General features: G+C 60.3%; 17 protein-coding genes. 4 read left to right on the top strand and 13 right to left on the bottom strand.

The window, feature by feature from the left end:
• Positions 1-38: 38 nt before the first annotated feature.
• The 11 genes from PSH88_RS12545 to PSH88_RS12495 all read right to left on the bottom strand — a co-directional run bounded on the left by PSH88_RS12545 (position 39) and on the right by PSH88_RS12495 (position 14,529).
• Positions 39-1,604, bottom strand: coding sequence for a sugar ABC transporter ATP-binding protein (locus PSH88_RS12545; RefSeq protein ID WP_123494373.1), 1,566 nt, complete (start codon positions 1,602-1,604; stop codon positions 39-41).
• A 69-nt stretch (positions 1,605-1,673) separates the two neighbouring features.
• Positions 1,674-2,600: a sugar ABC transporter substrate-binding protein gene (locus PSH88_RS12540; protein WP_305426473.1), complete on the bottom strand. Its 927-nt coding sequence runs from the start codon at positions 2,598-2,600 to the stop codon at positions 1,674-1,676.
• A 367-nt stretch (positions 2,601-2,967) separates the two neighbouring features.
• Positions 2,968-4,020, bottom strand: a complete 1,053-nt coding sequence (locus PSH88_RS12535) for a Gfo/Idh/MocA family protein (protein WP_305426472.1) — start codon at positions 4,018-4,020, stop codon at positions 2,968-2,970.
• Positions 4,021-4,169: 149 nt separating this feature from the next.
• On the bottom strand, positions 4,170-5,030 hold the full coding sequence (locus PSH88_RS12530; protein WP_305426471.1) for a sugar phosphate isomerase/epimerase family protein: 861 nt from the start codon (positions 5,028-5,030) through the stop codon (positions 4,170-4,172).
• 148 nt (positions 5,031-5,178) lie between these two features.
• Positions 5,179-6,189 (bottom strand): bifunctional inositol 2-dehydrogenase/D-chiro-inositol 1-dehydrogenase, encoded by a 1,011-nt coding sequence (gene iolG / locus PSH88_RS12525; protein WP_305426470.1) that lies wholly within the window; start codon positions 6,187-6,189, stop codon positions 5,179-5,181.
• 36 nt (positions 6,190-6,225) lie between these two features.
• The gene (gene iolD, locus PSH88_RS12520; RefSeq protein WP_305426469.1) at positions 6,226-8,157 is read right to left on the bottom strand and encodes a 3D-(3,5/4)-trihydroxycyclohexane-1,2-dione acylhydrolase (decyclizing); all 1,932 of its coding nucleotides are present in this window, start codon (positions 8,155-8,157) and stop codon (positions 6,226-6,228) included.
• A 168-nt stretch (positions 8,158-8,325) separates the two neighbouring features.
• Entirely contained in the window at positions 8,326-9,147 is an 822-nt protein-coding gene (locus tag PSH88_RS12515) for a TIM barrel protein (RefSeq protein ID WP_305426468.1), read from the bottom strand.
• 26 nt (positions 9,148-9,173) lie between these two features.
• A complete protein-coding gene (locus tag PSH88_RS12510) occupies positions 9,174-10,676 on the bottom strand; it encodes a CoA-acylating methylmalonate-semialdehyde dehydrogenase (RefSeq protein ID WP_305426467.1) in 1,503 nt (500 codons plus the stop codon).
• Positions 10,677-10,720: 44 nt separating this feature from the next.
• On the bottom strand, positions 10,721-11,530 hold the full coding sequence (gene iolB, locus PSH88_RS12505) for a 5-deoxy-glucuronate isomerase (RefSeq protein WP_064617026.1): 810 nt from the start codon (positions 11,528-11,530) through the stop codon (positions 10,721-10,723).
• Positions 11,527-12,420 (bottom strand): myo-inosose-2 dehydratase, encoded by an 894-nt coding sequence (gene iolE / locus PSH88_RS12500; protein WP_305426466.1) that lies wholly within the window; start codon positions 12,418-12,420, stop codon positions 11,527-11,529. Before iolE ends, iolB begins: the two co-directional genes overlap by 4 nt.
• 171 nt (positions 12,421-12,591) lie before the next feature.
• A complete protein-coding gene (locus PSH88_RS12495; protein WP_305426465.1) occupies positions 12,592-14,529 on the bottom strand; it encodes a bifunctional 5-dehydro-2-deoxygluconokinase/5-dehydro-2-deoxyphosphogluconate aldolase in 1,938 nt (645 codons plus the stop codon).
• A 310-nt stretch (positions 14,530-14,839) separates the two neighbouring features.
• Here PSH88_RS12495 and PSH88_RS12490 point away from each other — a divergent pair, with 310 nt between their 5' ends.
• Both PSH88_RS12490 and PSH88_RS12485 read left to right on the top strand, forming a co-directional pair.
• Entirely contained in the window at positions 14,840-15,760 is a 921-nt protein-coding gene (locus PSH88_RS12490; protein ID WP_052966863.1) for a MurR/RpiR family transcriptional regulator, read from the top strand.
• Between the two features lie 90 nt (positions 15,761-15,850).
• Positions 15,851-16,462, top strand: a complete 612-nt coding sequence (locus PSH88_RS12485) for a glutathione S-transferase (protein ID WP_305426464.1) — start codon at positions 15,851-15,853, stop codon at positions 16,460-16,462.
• Positions 16,463-16,659: 197 nt separating this feature from the next.
• Here PSH88_RS12485 and PSH88_RS12480 read toward each other — a convergent pair whose 3' ends face one another.
• Together PSH88_RS12480 and PSH88_RS12475 are read right to left on the bottom strand one after the other, a co-directional pair.
• Positions 16,660-17,199, bottom strand: coding sequence for a hypothetical protein (locus tag PSH88_RS12480; protein WP_305426463.1), 540 nt, complete (start codon positions 17,197-17,199; stop codon positions 16,660-16,662).
• 231 nt (positions 17,200-17,430) lie between these two features.
• Positions 17,431-18,357 carry a hypothetical protein gene (locus tag PSH88_RS12475; protein ID WP_305426462.1) on the bottom strand — a complete coding sequence of 309 codons (927 nt, stop codon included), beginning with the start codon at positions 18,355-18,357 and terminating at the stop codon, positions 17,431-17,433.
• A 270-nt stretch (positions 18,358-18,627) separates the two neighbouring features.
• Between PSH88_RS12475 and PSH88_RS12470 the strand changes: the two genes are divergently transcribed.
• Entirely contained in the window at positions 18,628-19,311 is a 684-nt protein-coding gene (locus PSH88_RS12470; protein WP_052966859.1) for a response regulator transcription factor, read from the top strand.
• Positions 19,289-20,683 carry a sensor histidine kinase gene (locus tag PSH88_RS12465; protein ID WP_305426461.1) on the top strand — a complete coding sequence of 465 codons (1,395 nt, stop codon included), beginning with the start codon at positions 19,289-19,291 and terminating at the stop codon, positions 20,681-20,683. Before PSH88_RS12470 ends, PSH88_RS12465 begins: the two co-directional genes overlap by 23 nt.
• Positions 20,684-20,814: the final 131 nt, after the last annotated feature.

The following is a 20,814-nucleotide window of genomic DNA, read 5'->3' as shown; positions in this document are numbered from 1 at the left end:
GCGTCATCGACGGCAGCCATGGCCACCGCCGGCATCCATTAGTGAACCGCGGACATGCCCGAGGCCAGTTGCATCACCCGTTCCTGGGTCGCTTCGCTGCGGTCAAGGGTGCCCATCAGGTCGCCCTCGTGCATGACCATGACCCGGTCGCTCATGCCCAACACTTCCGGCAGCTCCGAGGAAATCATGATCACCGCCATGCCTTCGCTGGCGAGGTAGGAGATAAGCCGATAGATCTCGGCCTTGGCGCCAACATCGATGCCCCGGGTCGGTTCGTCGAGAATCAGGATTCGCGGGTTGGTCATCAGCCAGCGCGCCAGCAACGCCTTCTGTTGATTACCGCCGGACAAGGTATCGATGCACTGCTCCAGCGATGGCGTCTTCACCCGCAGCTTCTTGCACATGTCTTCACACAACGCCCGCAGGGCTTTCTGCTGGATGAAGCCGTTGCCGACGTAATGGGGCAAGACTGCCATTTCCATGTTCTCCAGCACCGACAGGCACGGGAACAGGCCGCTGAGCTTGCGATCTTCCGTCAACAGCGCGAAGCCCTTCTCGATCGCCATGTGCGGATCGCTGATGCGCACCACTTCCCCGTCGAGGCGGATTTCGCCACCGTCACTTGGGGTGATGCCGAAAATCGCTTCGGCGACATTGGTCCGCCCCGAGCCCATCAACCCGGCGATACCGAGGATCTCTCCCGCATGCAGGTCGAAGGAAACATCCTTGAAAATGCCGTCCAGCTTAAGATCGCGCACCGACAGCAACAGATCGCCGATCGGCTTCTCGCGCACCGGGAACAACTGGCTCAGCTCGCGGCCGACCATCATTGAAATCAGGCTGTCGCCGTCCATGCTGTCGGCCCGTTGCAGGCCGATGTAGGCACCGTCACGGAACACCGCCACTTCATCGGCGATGCTGAACACTTCGTTCATTTTGTGGGTGATGTAGATAATGCCTTTGCCCTGGCTCTTGAGGTCGGCAATGATCGAGAACAGATGCGCGACTTCCTTATCGGTGATGGCCGAGGTCGGCTCGTCCATGATCAGGACGTCGGAGTCATAGGACACAGCCTTGGCGATCTCGACCATCTGCCGTTCGGCGATGCTCAGGTTGCCCACCTGCTCTTCCGGGTCAAGGTTGATCCGCAGACGCTCCAGCAGCTTGGCGGTGCAACGGTGCATTTCGCGATGGTCGATCATGTGCAGGCCGTTGAGCTGTTCGCGGCCGATCCAGATGTTCTCGGCGATGCTCATGTGCGGCATCAGGTTGAGTTCCTGGTGGATCATTGCGATCCCGGCCTGGAGCGCAGCCAGCGGTGTTTCGAAGACCACCGGTTTGCCCCGCAGGCGCAACTCGCCGGCGTCCGGCTGGTAGATGCCGGCAATGATTTTCATCAGGGTGGATTTGCCGGCGCCGTTCTCGCCCATCAGCGCCAGTACGGAACCGGGACGCACCCGCAGCTGTACGTCGGACAAGGCCACCACACCGGGAAACCCCTTGCTGACGTTGATGATCTCCAGCAGGTACGGCTCATCGACAGGTGTTGCAGTTGGCTGGACACCCATTAACGGGGTGCTCGAAGCAGTCGCTGAAGCGAACATGATCAGGTACTCCATCAGCAAGGTCGCGTGGCAACCTTGCGTGCTTATTGTTGTTATCGAACGGACGGACTATTTGAAGGTGTCGACGTTTTGCAGCGTGATCAGGCGATACGGCACCCACACGGCTGGCTCGACCGGTTCGTTCCTGGCCATTTTCACCGCCGTGTCGATCGAACCGTCCGCCTGACCCTTGGCATCCTGGAACACCGAGACCAGCAGAGAGCCCTTCTTCACCGCGTTCAAACCGTCGGGCGTACCGTCGACACCGGCGATCAGCACACTGCCTTTGGCGACACCAGCCTGTTGCAGGGCCATGGCCGCGCCAATCGCCATCTCGTCGTTGTTAGAGACCACCGCGTCGAATTTGCGGCCCTGGGTCAGCCAGTCGTTGACCAGGGTCATGCCCTTGTCCCGCGACCAGATGCCGGACTGCTCTTGCTCGATCTTGATGTTCGGGTACTTGGTCAGCACCTCTTTTACGCCCTTGGTGCGGTTGGTGGTGGAGTTGTTGGCCAAATCACCCAACAGAATCACGATGTCGCCCTTGCCGCCCATTTTTTCGGCCAGGTACTGCATCTGCATCTGGCCGGCCTCCAGATCGTTGGAGGCGACAGTGACCACGCCTTTGGGCAGGTTCAGGTCATCGGGACGACGATTGACGTACACCAGCGGAATACCCGCCTTGACTGCTGCTTCAGTGATTTTTTTAGTGGCGGCGGTATCCACCGGGTTGACCACAATGGCGTCAACCTTCTGACTGATGAAGCTTTCTACCTGGCTCAACTGCCTGACCACGTCGCTGCGGGCGTCTTCGAACTGCAGCTTGACGCCATCGGGATAGGACTTGGCTTTGGTGTCCATGGATTCGCGCAGGTAGGTCAGCCAGGTGTCATCGAACTGCGACATGCTGACGCCAATCTTCATGTCAGCGAGTGCGGCGCCGCTGGCGAACATCAGGGACAAGGCCAGTGAGGCGAAACGGATCTTGGTCTTCATGAAAAGTCTTTCTCCACATTCTTGTTGGTTTTATGGATAAGGCGTGACGATTTCAGTGAGTGGGCAAGCGGACAATCGGTGCCCCCGGAATACAGCAAACCAGGGCGCCGTTGCGTTCGACGCAAAGCAAGCGAAAGAAGGAATGAAACGAGACGCGAGGCAGGTCGCGAGAGAGGTGCAGCGCGGAACGTAAAACATGCAGAGCAGAGTTGAAGGTTTTCATCGACGGTACCTGGCTTTTGTTTCTTGTTTTTGGTGCGTCCTTCACTCGTTCAAAGCCTGCTTGAGCGTGATCGGACGTTGATAGTCGGCAACCTGGAAACGACTTTATTGGAAAATAATTTCTATATCAACTCATTTTAGAATTTTATTCTGATTTTATTCCATGGCCCTCGAACGGGATCAATGCCACCACTTGATGGCGCTCAGAGCTGAGCCGCGCAGCGTCTAGCACGCGGGTGGTCGCCAGTGCATCACGGGCGTCGACCGGCAGTGGGCCACCGCTCTGTAACGCGGTTTGTAGCTGCAAATAGAACTGGTTCCAGCAGCCACGCTCGGATGGCACCCGCTCACGCACCTCGCCCTGCTCGAACCAGCCCCAGCGCCGGTGCTCTTCGACGCCCCAGCGCTCGCCTTCGGATTTGGGCGTAAGCCCGGCCAGGGTCGACGCCTCCTGCCCGTCCAGACCGTCGACGCTGTAGCAGCCCTGGGTGCCGGTCACGCGAAAGCGCGGGCCGGGGGTGTTTTGCAGGCAACTGCCGCCCAGGTGCGAGATCACGCCATTGGCATGGGTCAGGGACATAAAGAAGCCATTGTCGAAGGGCTGGCCTTTTTCGAGGTAATCCAGTTCGGCGTAAACCCGGGTGACGGGGCCGAACAACAGGAGCGCCTGATCCACCAGATGGCTGCCCAGATCGCGCAGGAAGCCGCCGCCGCTGCCGTTGTTCACCGACTGTGGCGAATAGCGCTCAATCCGCGATTCGAAACGGGTGACCTGGCCCAGCGCACCGGACTCAATGAGTTTGCGCACGGTGAGAAAATCCGAATCCCAGCGCCGGTTCTGGTAGACGCTCAGATGCACGCCCTGACGCTCGGCCATGGTGATCAGGGTTTGTGCCTGTTGCATATCGGCGGCGAACGGCTTGTCGCTGACCACCGCCACATTGTGTTCGATGGCGTCGAGCACCAGCGCCGGACGACCTTTGAGCGGCGTGGAGATCACCAGCACATCGACCCCGGCTTCGACCAGTTGGCCGATGCTGTCGAAGGCCGGCACGCCGGGATGTTCCGCCGCCAGCAGGTGTCGGCGCTCGGCAGAACGGGTGACCACGCCCACGAAGGTCGCCGCCGGCAGACTGCTGATCAGCGGAGCATGAAAAAACCGGCCGCCATGGCCGTAACCGACAAGTCCGATACGCATGAAAGTATTCTCCTTATATGATCGTTCCCACGCTCTGCGTGGGAATGCCGCCATGGACGCTCTGCGTCCGCTTTGTGACGCAGAGCGTCACGGGATGCATTCCCACGCGGAGCGTGGGAACGATCGGCTACAGGTTTTGTGTAGGTCGGTCAGCGGCAGAGTTCGCTTTTGACGCGTTCGAGCATCATGCGGTTGGACTCGTCCGGCCGGTCTTCCCAGGCGAATACCGAGACGGTAGCGATGCCATCGAACTTGATCTCGCGCAAAGTGCCGAAAAACGCTTCCCAGTCGACCTCGCCCTGGCCGATGTCCAGATGCTGGTGCACGGTGGCGGTGACGCCCGGCGGGTTGACGATGTAGCGCAAGCCCGAGGAAGCCTTGTGGTTGTAGGTGTCGGCGATGATCAGGTGGTTCAGCTTTGAGCCGGCATACTTGAGCATCGAGGCGATATCACCGACACCGTCATCATAGAAAAACGTGTGTGGCGCGGCGTAGAGGTAGTTGATCCAGTCCCGGTCCAGACCGCGGATGATGTCCACCGACTCGTTATTGTGCTCGCAGAAATCGTAAGGGTGGGCCTGGATGTCGAGCTTGATGCCTTCGCGTTCGAACTCGGGGATCAACTCATCCATGGAGCGCATGAACTGGTTCTCGCACACCAGCGGGTTGTCCGACTGGCCGGTGAACTCGGTGTTGACCAGCTCGCAGTCCATCTCCACGGCAATCTGGATCGCGCGCTTCCAGTTACGCACGGCAGCCACGCGCAGGCCTTCATCGGCAGCGGCCCAGTGGTACATCGGTAATAAAGAAGAGAGTTTGACCCCGGTGTCGCTCAGGGCTTTGCGAAATTCCTTGATCCGCGCCTTGTCGACCCGGGGGGCTTTATAGAACGGCAGGAAATCTTCCCGGGGCGACAGCTCGATGTGTTCGTAACCGAGCTCGGCGACCTTGTCGACCATCTTGCCCAGGGACAGGTTGCGGTACATGTAGGGGTCTAGTGCGATGCGCATTTTTTTTGTTCTCCTTAACCAGGGTCTGAACCCAGACACCCATCCTGTGGGAGCGAGGCTTGCCCGCGAAGGCGTCGGTACATTCAACATTGATGTCGGCTGAACGTCCGCCTTCGCGGGCAAGCCTCGCTCCCACAGGGGGATGGGTTTAGCCGTAGAAGCGGGGGCGGTCTGGCAGGCCGACTTTTACGATTTGGCCGCTGCTTTGTGCTTCGATGCAGGCATCAGCCGCCACTGCCGCCGCGTAACCATCCCACGCCGACGGCCCGCCGACCTGCCCGGCGCGCACGCCATCGATGAACGCCTGCAACTCGACGTCGTACGCGGCGATGAACCGGTCCTTCCAGTCCATCAGAATCGCATTGGACAGCTTCGCCCCGCTGCGCAACTGAACCTGCGACGGCTCCGGCAGTTTGGCGATCCCCGTCTCCCCCACCACTTCGCACTGGATGTCGTAGCCGTACTGGCAGTTGACGAACACTTCCACGTCGATGCGCGTGCCCTTGGCGGTTTCCAGCAGCACGATCTGCGGATCTTTCAAATGGGCGTGGGCCTTGCTGGTCTTGCGCGGGAACACCACTTGCACCGACACATAGTCGTCGTCGAGCAACCAACGCAACACGTCCAGCTCATGGATCAAGGTGTCGGTGATCGCCATGTCAGTCTTGTAGTTTTCACCCACGGTCGGGTTGCGGTGAGCGCAATGCAGCATCAACGGCTCGCCGATCTGGCCGCTGTCGATCACGGCTTTCAACGCCCGATACCCTTCATCGTACGGGCGCATGAAACCCACCTGCACCAGCCGTTTGCCATGGGCCACTTCAGCCTCGACGATTTTGCGGCAGCCCTCGGCAGTGACCGCCAGCGGCTTCTCGCAGAACACCGGTTTGCCCGCCGCAATCGCTGCCAGCACGAATTCTTCGTGGCTCGGGCCCCAGGAGGTCACGAGGATCGCTTCGACTTCCGGTGCCTTGATCAACGCGTGGCCGTCGGGATAGACCTCGGCGGTCAGCTTCAAATCTGCAACGACCTTGACCGCTTGCTGCAAATTGATGTCGGTGACTGCGACGACCTGGCTGTTGAGCAAGGTCTGGCTGCAACGGCGGATATGGTCCTGGCCGATGGCCCCGGTGCCAATAACTCCAAGCTTCAAAGACATTTAAAGACTCCCAGATTTGTTGTTCGTTTGGGGCAATCAGTATTGACGGGCCTTGGCCAGTCGTTCGTTGAGGGTCTTGGCCACTGCGTCGGTGCGCGCGCTGGTGGAGACTTGCGCCACGCCGACCCGCCACCACGACAGGTATTTGTGAATCATCGTCTTGGGCAAAACCTTGATATCGATCAGCGTCGACACGGTCTGCAACCGCGCATCCGCCAACGCAGCTTGCAACTCCTCAACGGTGTTCACTTTGTAAGTCTTGCAGCCGTAAGCCGCCGCGCTCATGGCGAAATCCACCGGCACGAAGCCGCCATCGAGCTTGCCGGTTTCCGGATTACGGAAACGGAACTCGGTGCCGAAGCTGTTCATGCCGTGTTCCATTTGCAGGTTGTTGATGCAGCCGAAGGTCATGTTGTCCAGCAACACCACGTTGATCTTGCGCCGCTCCTGGATCGAGGTCGCCAGTTCCGAGTGCAGCATCATGTAGGAGCCGTCGCCCACCAGCGCATAGACCTCACGCTCAGGCTCGGCGAGCTTCACGCCCAGTGCTGCGTTCACCTCGTAACCCATGCACGAATAACCGTACTCGACGTGGTAAGTGTTCACGCCCTTGCTGCGCCAGCTGCGCTGCAGGTCACCGGGCAAACTGCCGGCGGCGGCGACGATCACGGCGTCATCGGCCAGTGTTTCGTTTAGCACGCCAAGCACACGGCTTTGGGTCAGGCAGGAACCGGTCAGCTCGATGAACTCGCGCAGTACCGCCGGGTCCAGGTGATCGTTGATTTCCGGGACGAAATCTTTCGCCTGGTATTCGACCTGATAAATGCGATCGACTTCCTCATCCAGTTGCGCCTTGGCCTGACGGGGCTGATCGCCCCAGCTCGAGCGGTAATCACCCAGCGCTTCGGCCAGTGCCTGCAAACCGGTTTTGGCGTCCGCCAGCAGCTGCACGCCGTCGAGTTTCAGGGCATCGCAGGGGCTGATATTGAGATTGAGAAATTGCACATCCGGGTGTTTGAACAAGGATTTCGACGCGGTGGTGAAATCGCTGTAGCGAGTGCCGACGCCGATGATCAAATCAGCATCCTTGGCCAACAGATTCGCCGCCAGGCAACCGGTTTCGCCGATCCCGCCGACGTTCAGCGGGTGGCTGGACACCACCGCGCTCTTGCCGGCCTGGGTTTCGGCGAAGGGAATATCGAAGCGCTCGGCGAACGCCTGCAGCGCGGCATTGGCGCCGGAGTATTTGACCCCACCGCCGCAGATGATCAGCGGTTTGCGCTTGCCTTTGAACAGGGCCACGGCATCGCCGAGCATCGCTTCGGTGGCCGGTCGGCGCTCAATGCGATGCACGCGTTTTTGCAGGAAATAATCAGGATAGTCGTAAGCCTCGGCCTGCACGTCTTGCGGCAGGGCCAGGGTCACGGCGCCGGTTTCGGCGGGGTCGGTGAGCACGCGCATGGCGTGGATCGCCGCGGTCATCAGCTGCTCGGGACGGTTGATCCGGTCCCAGTACTTGCTCACGGCCTTGAACGCATCGTTGGTGCTGATGCTCAGATCGTGGAATTGCTCGATCTGTTGCAGCACCGGGTCCGGTTGACGACACGCATAAACGTCGCCGGGCAACAGCAGCAAAGGGATGCGGTTGGCGGTGGCCGTCGCGGCAGCGGTGAGCATGTTCGCCGCACCCGGGCCCACCGATGAAGAACAGGCATAGATCTTGCGCCGCAGGTGTTGCTTGGCAAAACCGATGGCGGCATGGGCCATGCCTTGTTCGTTGCGGCCCTGATGGACGATCAGGTCGCCGCTGTCCTGTTCCAGGGCCTGCCCCAGACCCAGCACATTGCCGTGGCCGAAAATGGTAAAGATCCCGGCGACGAATTTGCTCTGAACCCCATCGACCTCGATGTACTGGTTATCGAGGAATTTCACCAGGGCCTGGGCCATGGTCAGTCTTGTTGTGGTCATGCTTGCACCTTCCTTTGAAGCTAAATCCGGTGTGTGCTGTGGAATGCAATCCACTGTGGGAGCGGCGGTGCGGCGATCCGACTTGCCCGCGATAGCGATCTACCTGACACATCAATGTTGAATATGCTGCCGCCATCGCGGGCAAGCCCGCTCCCACAGGGTTCTCCATTAACCCAGGGACTTCTGCAGGTGATCCATGCTCGCGCCAATCGCCGTCTGGATATCCGCCAGGCCATGGACGCTGTCGGCGAACGGTTCGAACGACAGGTAGCCGCTATAGCCGGTAGCGAGCAAGGTTTCGATCTGCGCCGCGTTGCCGAGGATGTCGCCCTCGCCCACCAGCACCCGATGGCCGTCACGAATGGTCGTCAGCGGCGCCTCGGCATCTTCGACGCCGGAGATGTGCACCAGCCCGGTCAGCTCGGGGAAGAATTCATGTTCGCTGGCCAGGTGATGGTGAAAGGTGTCATGCACCAGACGGAACACATCCAGCCCACCGATGGCCTTGATTGCATCGACCGCGGTGCGTTTGCGCCGCAGCGAACACTCTTCGAAACCCAGCGGCTCGATAAAACCGAGGATGCCGTGATCACGCAGGATCGGCGCCAGTTCACTTAACGCCGTGCGCAGGCCGGACGCACGCTGCGCCTCGGTACGCGGATCGGCGCGGTCGTTCAGCGGGCACATGACCAAACCCTGCGCGCCGCAATCGCGGGCATAAGCGGCAAGCTTCAGCGCGTGTGCGCGGCGCTCGTCATTCCAGACATCGAACGGATACAGCGCGTTGATCGACAGCACGGTGATGCCTTTGGCCGCGCACAGTTCACGGACGTGTTCGGGCGCGGTGCCGTCCTCGATCTCGACGCCTTTGAGGTCATTGCGAATCTCGATGGCGTCGGCCTTGAGGGTCACCGCCAATTCGATGAACGCGGGCAGGGACAAACGTGGGGCGACCATACGGTTCAGGGCGAAACGCAGGGGTTTGCTCATTTTTTGTTGTTCTCCGCACAAGTGAATTATTTGGCTGTCGGCATGCTGAATTCAGGGCCCTTGGCGATGCTGTCGGGCCAACGCTGCATCACGCTTTTGTAGCGGCTGTAGAAGCGGATGCCTTCTTCACCGTAGGCGTGATGATCACCGAACAACGAACGTTTCCAGCCGCCGAACGAGTGCCAGGCCATGGGCACTGGAATCGGCACGTTGATGCCGACCATCCCGACCTTGATGTTGCGGGCAAACGAGCGAGCAATGCCGCCGTCGCTGGTGAAACACGACACGCCGTTGCCGAATTCATGGGCGTTGATCAACGCCACGGCGCTGGCGAAGTCCGGCACCCGCACGATGCCCAGCACCGGGCCGAAAATCTCCTGCTGGTAGATGCTCATCTCGGTGGTGACGTTATCGAACAGCGTCGCGCCGACGAAGAAGCCGTTCTCGGCCCCCGGCACCTTGAAGTTGCGTCCGTCGACAATCAGTTGCGCACCCTGGGCCACGCCTTCGCTGATAAAGCCCTCGACCTTGGCCTTGTGTTCGGCGGTCACCAGCGGCCCCATGTCGCTGTCGCCCTGCATGCCGTTGCCGACTTTCAGTTGATCGATGCGCGGCAGCAGTTTGGCAATCAACTGGTCGCCGACATCACCGACGGCCACGGCAATCGAAATCGCCATGCAGCGCTCGCCAGCCGAGCCATACGCTGCGCCGATCAGCGCATCCGCCGCTTGATCCAGATCGGCATCGGGCATGACGATCATGTGGTTCTTCGCACCGCCCAGTGCCTGCACACGCTTGCCGCGCGAGGTCGCTTGCTGGTGGATGTACTCGGCAATCGGCGTCGAGCCGACAAAGGAAATCGCCTCGATGTCCGGGTGTTGCAGCAAGCCGTCGACCGCGGCCTTGTCACCCTGGATCACGTTGAACACACCGTCCGGCAACCCGGCTTCGGTGAGCAAACGGGCCATCAGCAAACTGGCGGATGGATCGCGCTCGGACGGCTTGAGGATGAAGCAGTTACCGGTGACCAACGCCAGCGGGATCATCCACAACGGCACCATCACCGGGAAGTTGAACGGGGTAACCCCGGCACACACGCCCAACGGCTGGCGCAGGTTCCAGTTGTCGATGCCACCACCGATGTTGTCGCTGAAATCGGTTTTCAGCAGGTTCGGCGCACCGCAGGCGTACTCGACGATTTCGATGCCGCGCGTTACTTCGCCCTTCGCGTCCGAGAACACCTTGCCGTGTTCGCGGCTGATGATTTCCGCCAGTTCGTTGTGATGACGGTCGAGCAGTTCCTTGAACTTGAACATCACCCGCGAACGGCGCAGGGACGATTGCTCGGACCAGGCCGGGAACGCTTTCAGGGCCGAAGCAACGGCGTCGTCCACAGTCTTCTGGCTGGCCAACCCGACCCGCGCCTGAACGCTGCCGGTGGCCGGGTTGAAGACATTGCTGAACCGCTCGCTACCGCTGTCCTGCACCTGACCGTCGATGTAATGGCCTATGACCGGGGCGTCGCTCATTGTTCTTGTTCTCCGTTCGAATATTGGAATTCAGGCGTTGTAATTCAGAGATCCAGAAGCCAGCTGTGCTGCGGATCGTTATGGAACTGCCAGACGCGTTTCGGGCCGGCCATCACGTTCAGATAATACGACTCATAGCCGTAGGGCACGCTGACCGGGTGATAACCCTTGGGCACCACAACCAGATCGCTGTTTTCCACCGCCATGGCCTGATCGATACTGCGATCGTCGGTGTAGACCCGCTGGAACACGAAGCCCTGGGGCGGGTTGATCTGGTGGTAATAGGTTTCTTCGAGAAAGCTCTGGTGCGGCAGATCGTCGGTGTCGTGCTTGTGCGGTGGGTAGCTCGACGAGTGACCGGACGGCGTACGCACTTCCACCACCAGCAGCGAATGGGCGGGCTCGGTGTCCGGCAAAATGTCGCAGACATATCGGGTGTTGGCACCCTTGCCGCGCACGCTGCGTTTCATGCTGTCGGGTTTGATCAGCCTTGGGACGAGGTTTTCGGCGGTGGAACCGGGCGCCGCGCACACGGCGATTTGCACGTCGCTCAACGCCACCACCTGGGCCTGGCTGCCGGGTGGCAAATACACGGCGAACGGCGATTTGTCTTCGAACACCGACTGACGATCGCCGATGTTGTCCCAGTCGAATGCGCCCTGCCCCGGTGCTTCACCCTTGATGCCGACCCGACCGCTGAGCAGCACCAGACACAATTCCTTGTCGCCCGCGCTGACCGGCAGGGTTTCGCCGAGGCTCAGGCGGTAAGCGGCGAAACCGACGTATTCCAGCTCACCCTGCCCCAACTCGACCATGGTCCGGCCGCGGGCGTTGCTTTTGACCAACAGGCTCATCGCGCGGTCCTCTCGTTGAGCAGTGCACGCAGGGTGTCGTAGCCTTTTTTGGCGTAAACGTAACTCGGTGCCACCGCTGGATCCTGCTCGGCTTCCACCACCAACCAGCCGTGGTAATCGGCGCCCAGCAGGACGTCGAGCAAGGCGCCGAAATCAATATCGCCATCGCCGGGCACAGTGAAGGTGCCGTTGATGATGCAGTCCGGGAAGCTCCACAGGTTGTTGCGCGCCAGTTGCACCACCGGTTTGCGCACGTCCTTGAAATGCACGTGGCAGATGCGTTCGATGTGTTTGCGCAGCACCTGCAACGGTTCGCCACCGCCCATGTAGCAGTGGCCCGAATCGAACAGCAGGCCGACTTCGCTGCCGGTCAGCGCCATCAGTTTGTCGATGTCGGCCGGGGATTCGACGTAGGCGCCCATGTGATGGTGATAGGCCAGGCGCACGCCTTGGGACAGGGTGAAACGCGCCAGTTCGGTGAGTTTGTCAGCGTATTCCTGCCAGGCTTGCTCGGTGTGGAAACGCGGGCGTTCTACCAGCGGAATGCGCTGGCCTTGAATCGAGTCAGCGACTTCGCCATAGACCAGCACCTTGGCGCCGTTCTTCGCCAGCAGCTCGACATGGCTGGCGATGGCGTCGATTTCCTCGGCCACGGAACGGCGGGCCAGACGGCTGGAATACCAGCCGGACACCAGCGCCAGATCGTAGGGCCGCAGCACGTCGCCGACGCCTTTGGCATCCTTGGGGAATTTACCGTTGAGTTCGAAACCTTCGTAACCGATGTCCTTGCCTTCGCTGAGGGCGGTGCTCAACGGCGTCTCGCCACCGAGGGACGGCAGGTCGTCGTTGCTCCAGGAGATCGGGTTGATGCCAATTCGGATAGCGGGCATGGCTGCACCTTTTATTGTTTTACATAACCAGTAAGAGCGACACAAAACCCTGTGGGAGTGGCGGTGCGACGATTCGACTTGCCCGCGATTGCGATCTAGCTGTCACATTGATGTTGAATGTGCCGCCGTCATCGCGGGCAAGCCCGCTCCCACAGGTATTGCGGTGTTTCATCAAGCCCGGGCCGTGCGCCAGGCGTCGATCAGCTCGACGAACGTGCCCTGCACCTGGCGGATCAGCGTTTCGTCGTCGATTTCACCGGCCATCCACGCGCGGCTCGGTTCCTGGAAAATCGTCCGGCCCACGGCAAACCCGCGGCAGGTATGGCTCTGGCTGGCTTGCTGAAACCCTTCGGCCAACGCCGCCGCCGGGGCATTCAAGCCCAACAGCACGACACCACGGCAATACGGATCGCGTTCCTGAATCAGTTCGTCGAGTTGTTTCCATTCCTCGGCGCTTTGCGCTTCGATCTTCCACCACGCCGGGTAGATGCCCAGGTTGTAGAGGCGTTTGAGCGCGCGATACAGCACGTCGGGGTGGGTTGACGAGTGATCCTTGGGCGGAATGATCTCCAGCAGTAGTTCATGCCCGCTGACCTGGGAGGCCTGATACAAGCCCTTGATCTGCGCTTCCTGCTCCAGACGCAGCAGCGGCTCGTCGTCGGGATGAAATTGCACCAGGCATTTGATGATCTGTTCTTGCGGCCAGGCGATCAGGTTGCTGCCGATCGAGCGCCCGTGCTCGAACGCCAATGGCCGCGAACCCTGCACTTCCACCGGACGTGCCACCCACCAGCCGCGACCAGTGGCGGCGTTCAGCGAGTCCTGACCAAAACGTTGATCGGCCAGCAAGCCGACATCGGCATCGACGCCCTGCTCACGCAAATCCGCTTCGACCCGTTCCACGGCTTTGATAAAGAGTTGTTTGAGTTCGCCAATGCTGCTCAGGTCGCGCCCGCCCTTATGGGCCAGCTCCACCAATTGCCCGCGATGATCGAAAGCGAAGATGAACAGCTGCTTCCACTGTTTACGCGGCACGCTGACCTGATGCAGTCGCTGCAACACGGCGTCCTGATCCGGCCGGGTGATCGGCACCGGGCTGTTGAACAGGTAATCGAGTTCGGCGCGGGTCGGCATCGCCGGGGCGCAGGCATGGCGCGACACCACCAGCCCACCGCAGGCATTGGCCAACTGGCAGCAGCGCTCGTCGCTGGCGTCCTCCAGCCAGCCGCTGAGGAAACCCGACATGAAGGCGTCGCCGGCCCCCAGCACATTCAGCACTTCGACGCGCACGCCGGGATAGATAGCGCCGTCTTCGAGACGCGCCGGAATCACCCCATGAATCACCGTGCAGCCTTGCGGGCCGAGCTTGACCACCAACGTCGCCGCGCTCAGTTGCCGGACGTTGCGCAATGCGGTGAGCAAATCCTCGGAACCACCGGCAATCAAAAACTCTTCTTCAGTGCCGACGATCAGGTCGAACCGCGGGAGGATTTTCTGCACGTGCTGGCTGACGTTCTGATCGGCGACGAACCGGGTTTCGCCGTCCGCCTTGCCGGCCAGGCCCCAGAGCACCGGGCGGTAATCGATGTCCAGCACCCGTTTGACGTTGTGCTTCTCGGCGTAGTCCAGCGCCTGGATGCTCGCCTTGTAGACGCCGTCGGTGGAGAAATGGGTGCCGGTGATCAGCAAGGCTTTGCTGGAGGCGATGAAGGCTTCGCTGATGTCTTCGGCGCGCAACGCCATGTCGGCGCAATTTTCGCGGTAGAACACCAGGGGAAAGGTTTCGCGGTCCTTGAGGCCCAGCAGGACCATGGCGGTCAGGCGTTCCGGATCGACCTTGATGCCGCTGACGTCGCAGCCTTCGCGGGTCAGGGATTCAACGAGGAAGCGGCCCATGTGGTCGTCCCCTACCCGGCTCAGCATCGCCGACTTCAGGCCCAGCCGCGCGGTACCGAAGGCGATGTTGGCGGACGAACCGCCGAGGTATTTGGCGAAACTGCTCACATCCTCCAGCCGCGCCCCGACTTGCTGCGCATAGAGGTCGACGCCTAGGCGCCCCAGGCAAATCAGATCCAATTGACGCCCACTGGCAAAACGAGTCTGGCCCATGCTGGCTCCTGTTATTTTTATCAGCCTGCGTTCGGGGCGATGAAGGCGCCGAACACTCTTGGTGGATGCAGACTAAAACGACCGGGACCGAACAATCAATAATTATTCTAAATATTTTTTACGTGGAATATTTTTTCCAATAAACTTCAACACAAGCGCTCCAGACACAGTGCATCGTTTCAGCAGACCCGATGATGGCCGCAAGCTCAAGATTTTATTCCGGCCTACCCTGTAGACTGCGCACAGCCAACCTATTGTCAGGGGATGACCCGCCTGTCATCTCTATAAGAACAAGCCAGAAGGATTCCTTATGTCCCGCACCGATCAGCCGGCTACGACCGAGAGCACGCCCGACAGCGATCTCGCCAGCCCTCCGATCAATGCCGAGCGTTTGTTGCAGCTGATCACCGATGAATACGAAAGCCTGCCGCGCCAGCTCAAACGCATCGCCAGCTACATGAGCCAGCAGAGCGACCGGATCATGGTCGACCGCATCAGCGACATCGCCCGCGAATGCGAAGTGCACCCGTCGGCCATCGTGCGGTTTTCCCAGCGTTTCGGGTTCAGCGGTTTCAGCGAAATGCAGGCGCTGTTCCGTGAGGCCTACACCCACAAAACCACGCCGGTGCAGAACTACCAGCAACGCATCCGCAGCATGATCGCCAACAAGTCGCAGAAAGCCAGCGGCGGCGATCTGGCGCGCGAGTGCATCAACGCCACCCTGTCGGGCATCGAGCGGCTGGGGCTGGAACTCGATGACCAGGCCTTCGACAAGGCCGTGGACCTGGTGGTGAATGCCGACAACATCTATGTGGTCGGGGTGCGCCGCTCATTCGCGGTGGCCGATTACCTGGTCTACAACCTGCAACACACCAACAAGCGCATCCACCTGGTGTCGGGCCTCGGCGGCAGTTACCGCGAGCAGATGCGCAGCGTGCGCGCCAATGACCTGGTGATCGCCATCAGCTTCACGCCCTACGGCAAGGAAACCCAGCACTGCCTGCGTATTGCCCAGCACAATCAGGCGAAAACCCTGATCATCACCGACAGCAACCTTTCACCTTTGGCCAAGCGCGCCAACACTGTGCTGCTGGTCAACGAAGGCAGCTCGTTTGCCTTCCGCTCGTTGAGTGCGACCTTGTGCCTGTGCCAAGCGCTGTTTATCGCCGTGGCTTATCGACTGGAATTGAAGGTTGATGAGATTCATGAGCAGGTAGGCTTTGAGGATTAGCCTTTGAGGATTAGCGCGAGGCCGTTTGCAGGTCGCTGAACCTCAGCTAAGGTTGTCCATCCCCCAAGGACCGTCTGAAGGAGAGGCTCAATGAAACTGATCGGCATGCTGGATTCGCCCTACGTGCGGCGCGTCGCCATTTCCGCCAAATGCCTGGGCATACCGCTGGAGCACGAGTCGGTTTCGGTGTTCAGAAACTTCGAGCAGTTCCAGCAAATCAACCCCGTGGTGAAGGCGCCGACCCTGGTGCTGGATGATGGCGAGGTGTTGATGGATTCGACACTGATCATCGACTATCTGGAGGCTCTGGCCGCGCCGGGCAAAAGCCTGATACCCGACGATCTGGATCAACGCTTGCGCTCGCTGCGGCTGACTGGCCTGGCGTTGGCAGCGTGCGAAAAGTCGGTGCAGCTTTACTACGAACGCAACCTGCGGCCCGCGGAGATTCAGTACGCGCCTTGGGTGGAACGGGTTGAAGGGCAACTGGCCGCGGCGTATTCGGCGCTGGAGCGGGAGCTGGAAAAACAGCCGTTGAAAACCGACGGTTCGATTGCGCAGGACGGGATTACCCTGGCGGTGGCCTGGAGTTTTACCAACCTGGTGGTGCCGGATCAGGTGCAGGCTACGCAGTTTCCGCGAATCAGCGCGTTCACAGAGTATGCCGAGGGACTTGAGGTGTTTGTCGGTACGCCGATCGATTGAGAGATGCAGCGACAGTACCGACCCCATCGCGAGCAGGCTCGCTCCCACAATTGATCTCCACCGATCTCATATTTCTGCATCCGACACAGACCCCCTGTGGGAGCGAGCCTGCTCGCGATGGCGTCCTCAGGCCATTTTCTTCAAGTCAGGCTCCAGCACCACGTCTAACCGATCCGCCCCGCGCTCGGCTTCGGTTATCAGCTGGAAAACACGTAGCGCCCTTTGACCTTCTTCGAGCCCAGGAATCCCAGGTCCGGGAACAACAGCGTTTTGAGGTAAGCGACAAAAAACACCATGCCCAAACTGATTGCGGCACCAATGAGCGTCAGCAGCGGATCCTCCTCAAACCCCTGGAACATTCGCGGAAACTGGCTCAGGGACAGGATCACGTAGATGGTGTAGGCCTGCGCAACGTTCTTGTAAAAACCCCAGGCGAACAGCAGCGGCACCCCTGCGGCAAACAGGGTGAAAAACACGGTGGCACCTGGCCCGATCATCGAGCCGAGGAAGAACCCGAAGACTGCACCGAGCAACGCTTGAGCAATCGTCAGAAAAAGTAACGTCTTGATCTTGCCGGAGTGCCGCTGACACAGCGCGGGGTCCGCATAGGCACCGATCCAGTACGCCAGCACCCGATCCTTGATCTCGCCGCCGGACAGCGTCTTGAAAATTTCGGTCTTCGAGCGCCCGCTTTCGAGCATCGCCACCAGTTGCCGTTTGCTTTCCTTTTTGTCCAAGGTATTTCTCCTGTCAGGCAAAACAACATTAATAGTGGGGGCGGATGTGCTCCCGCTGGGGCGATTCTCGCTGCTTGGGCATCCGAAAAGCAAAACGCCGCTTCTATCTGAGATAAAAGCGGCGCAAGCAAGTGCCTCAAGGGGTCACGTCAGCAAGGCAATCAGAATGATGATCGGGATCGGTACGCCAAGAAAGAACAGCAATAAAGAGCGCATGATGGTTCTCCTGGGTTAGCGAACAGGTGGCAGCGTCGTGGTTGTGGTGGTGGTCACGTAGGCATCGGTTTCCAAATACTCCACGGCATCCCGACGACGACCGCCGAAGATCGCGGCAAGGCTGGCAAAAAATGCACCGGCCAGCAGCGCGACGAACATCCACAACGCGGTCAAGGCAGCGGCTTTGGCCGCCTGTTCCGCAGCCATTTTGGCGTCTGCCACGGCTTTTTGGGTGCGGGCATAGACTTCATCGATACGACGCTCGGCGTCCGCTTGCGTGAGGTTGGTCCGCTGGGCGATCAGTTGCGCCAGATAGGCTCGATCCTCGACCGCTAGTTGGCCGTCATTGCTCAGGCTGCGCGCGAAGATGCGGGTGACGATGCCGTAGGCGGCGTCATCGCTGACAGCAACCGGGCGATCATCGCGGAACAGACTGTCGATAAAGTAGCCGTACGGATCACTGTCGGCATCGCTGACAGCCTGGGTCATGGCGCTGGTGGCACCGCCGGCGACCGTGGCCCCGGCCTGTACGCCGCCGCTGACGATGTTGCTGACCGAGCCGACCACCAGGGTCGCGGTCACCAGCGTCGCGATACACCAGGCCAGGAAGCCATGGGCCGTGTCACGGAAGTAGACCTCATCGCCGTGCAGGTAGGCCCACCTCACCCGCAGGCGACCGGCGATGTAGCCACCGAGCCCGGACGCCACGATCTGGGTAAAGGCCAGCCAGATAATCGTCGAGATACCCAGGCTCTTGGCGCTGACGCCTTCATGGGCCCACGGCGACACCGCCGAAAAACCCAGACCAAAACCAAGCAGTACGAGAATCAGCGACAACGCCGCAGCCGCCACGGCCCCGGCGAAGATAGCGGCCCAGGACACGCCCGAGAGCGTGCTGAACTCATCTGCGACAGGATAAAAACCATCAGAGGATCTGTTCATTGTTGTAGTGCTCCAGGCAGGTGTTACAACTCGTCAAACGAGCAAGTGCAGTCAACGTGCCAGACGCCCCACTCAAATAAATCGTTCTAATTCAATTAGTTGAAACCAATGAACTTCTCAGGGTCATGCAGTTTGCAAGACGCCGGCCATATCGGCGGGTTTTATGCATTGATCAAAATGGTGCCTGCATGAAGTTTTATTTAGAAAACCATCGATCATTTCTTGGCAAAATGCCTCGCAACGTCTTGAACACCTAATCAGGCAAGCCCTATGACCCGCATCTTGACCATCGAAGACGACGCTGTGACCGCCCGGGAAATCGTCGCCGAACTGAGTAGCCACGGCCTCGACGTGGATTGGGTCGACAATGGCCGTGAAGGCCTGGAGCGTGCAGTCAGCGGCGACTACGACCTGATCACCCTCGACCGCATGCTGCCGGAGCTCGATGGTCTGGCGATTGTCACCACCCTGCGCACCATGGGCGTGGCCACGCCGATCCTGATGATCAGCGCCCTCTCCGATGTCGATGAACGGGTTCGCGGCTTGCGCGCTGGCGGCGACGATTACCTGACCAAACCGTTCGCCACCGATGAAATGGCCGCCCGGGTCGAAGTCTTGCTGCGCCGGCAAAACACCGTGACCGCCCAGGCCACCACATTGCGTGTGGCCGATCTGGAGCTGAACCTGATCAGCCACGAGGCCAGCCGCGACAGCCAGTTGCTGACGCTGTTGCCCACCGAGTACAAGTTGCTGGAATTTCTGATGCGCAACACCGGGCAGATTCTGTCGCGGATGATGATTTTCGAAGAGGTCTGGGGTTATCACTTCGACCCTGGCACCAACCTGATCGACGTGCACATCGGCCGTCTGCGCAAAAAGATCGACCCGCCAGGCAAAGTCCCACTGATTCGGACGGTGCGAGGCTCGGGTTATGTCATTGCTGAACCCCTCTAAAGGCTGGCGCTCCTCCAGCAGCCGCTTGCTGGCGCTCTACAGTTCGCTGTTCGTGGCCTGGAGCGGGATTCTCATGGGCGTCATGTACTACGAGGTGTCCAGCTACCTGGACACCCTGGCCAAGCATTCGTTGATGCAACGTCAGCATCTGTTTTCTCGCTTCCAGGGCGAGCAACTGGAGGACGCCCTCGCCGCCAGCGTGACCTTCGACATTCGCGGCATCGATGCCTATGGCCTGTTCGATGACCAGCAGCGCTACCTCAGCGGCCCCTTGCGCCAGATCCCTCAAGGCCTGCCGCTGGACGGCAAGATTCACATCCTCAGCGACTGCGTCGACGCCGACGACCCGACCCTGCCCACCGACAGTTGCGATGCCGTAGCGACCCGGACCCTGGACGGACGTTGGCTGATACTGGTGCGGGACAACGGTTCGCTGTTTGCGGTGACCCGGATCATCCTGCGCGCGCTGCTGTGGGGCGTGTCGCTGACCATTCTGCCCGGCATCGCCGGCTGGCATTTATTGAGACGGCGCCCGCTGCGACGGATCCGGGCGATCCAGGCCAGCGCCGAAGCCATCGTCGCCGGTGACCTGACCCGGCGTCTGCCGCTGTCCAACCGCCGTGACGAGCTGGACATGCTCGCCGCCATCGTCAACGCCATGCTCGAACGCATCGAGCGCTTGATGAACGAGGTCAAGGGCGTGTGCGACAACATCGCCCATGACCTGCGCACACCACTGACGCGCCTGCGGGCGCAGCTGTACCGGATTCAGCAGCAGGCCGATGACGGTTCGACGCTGGCCGTGCAACTGGATTCGGTGCTCGGCGAGGCCGATACCTTGATGGCACGCTTTCGTGGCTTGCTACGGATTTCCGAGCTGGAGGATCGCCAGCGCCGTTCGGGTTTCGTGCAACTGGACCCGATGCCGTTGCTGCAAGAACTGCATGATTTTTATCTGCCGCTGGCCGAAGAAGGCGAGCTGACCTTTGAACTGCAACTGCCCGAGTCCCTGCCCCGACTCAACGGCGACCGGGCGCTGCTGTTCGAAGCCGTGGCGAATTTACTGAGCAACTCGATCAAGTTCACACCGCCGGGTGGCAAGGTGATTTTGCGTGGGGTGAATGACGCTGGGCATACGCGGATTGAAGTACTCGACTCCGGCCCCGGCATCGCGCTGGCCGAACGTGAGGCGGTATTTCAGCGTTTCTATCGCGCCGAGGGCGCAAACCCGCAAAGCGGATTCGGGCTGGGGTTGTCGATCGTCGCAGCGATTGTCAGCCTGCATGGGTTTACGCTGGAAGTGGGCAGTAGCGAGTTGGGTGGCGCGTTGTTGGTACTCGATTGCCGGCAGAGCTTGATCCCTCAGGCCTGACCCAAATACCTGAACTGACACATAACCATAGATGTGGGAGCGGGCTTGCCCGCGATGGCGGCCTGACAGAGAAAAATATGTCGCCTGATACTCCGCTATCGCGGGCAAGCCCGCTCCCACAGGAGATTTGT

This window comes from Pseudomonas wuhanensis, assembly GCF_030687395.1.
GTDB lineage: Bacteria > Pseudomonadota > Gammaproteobacteria > Pseudomonadales > Pseudomonadaceae > Aquipseudomonas > Aquipseudomonas wuhanensis.
This window is presented reverse-complemented; position numbering and strand designations above follow the sequence as displayed.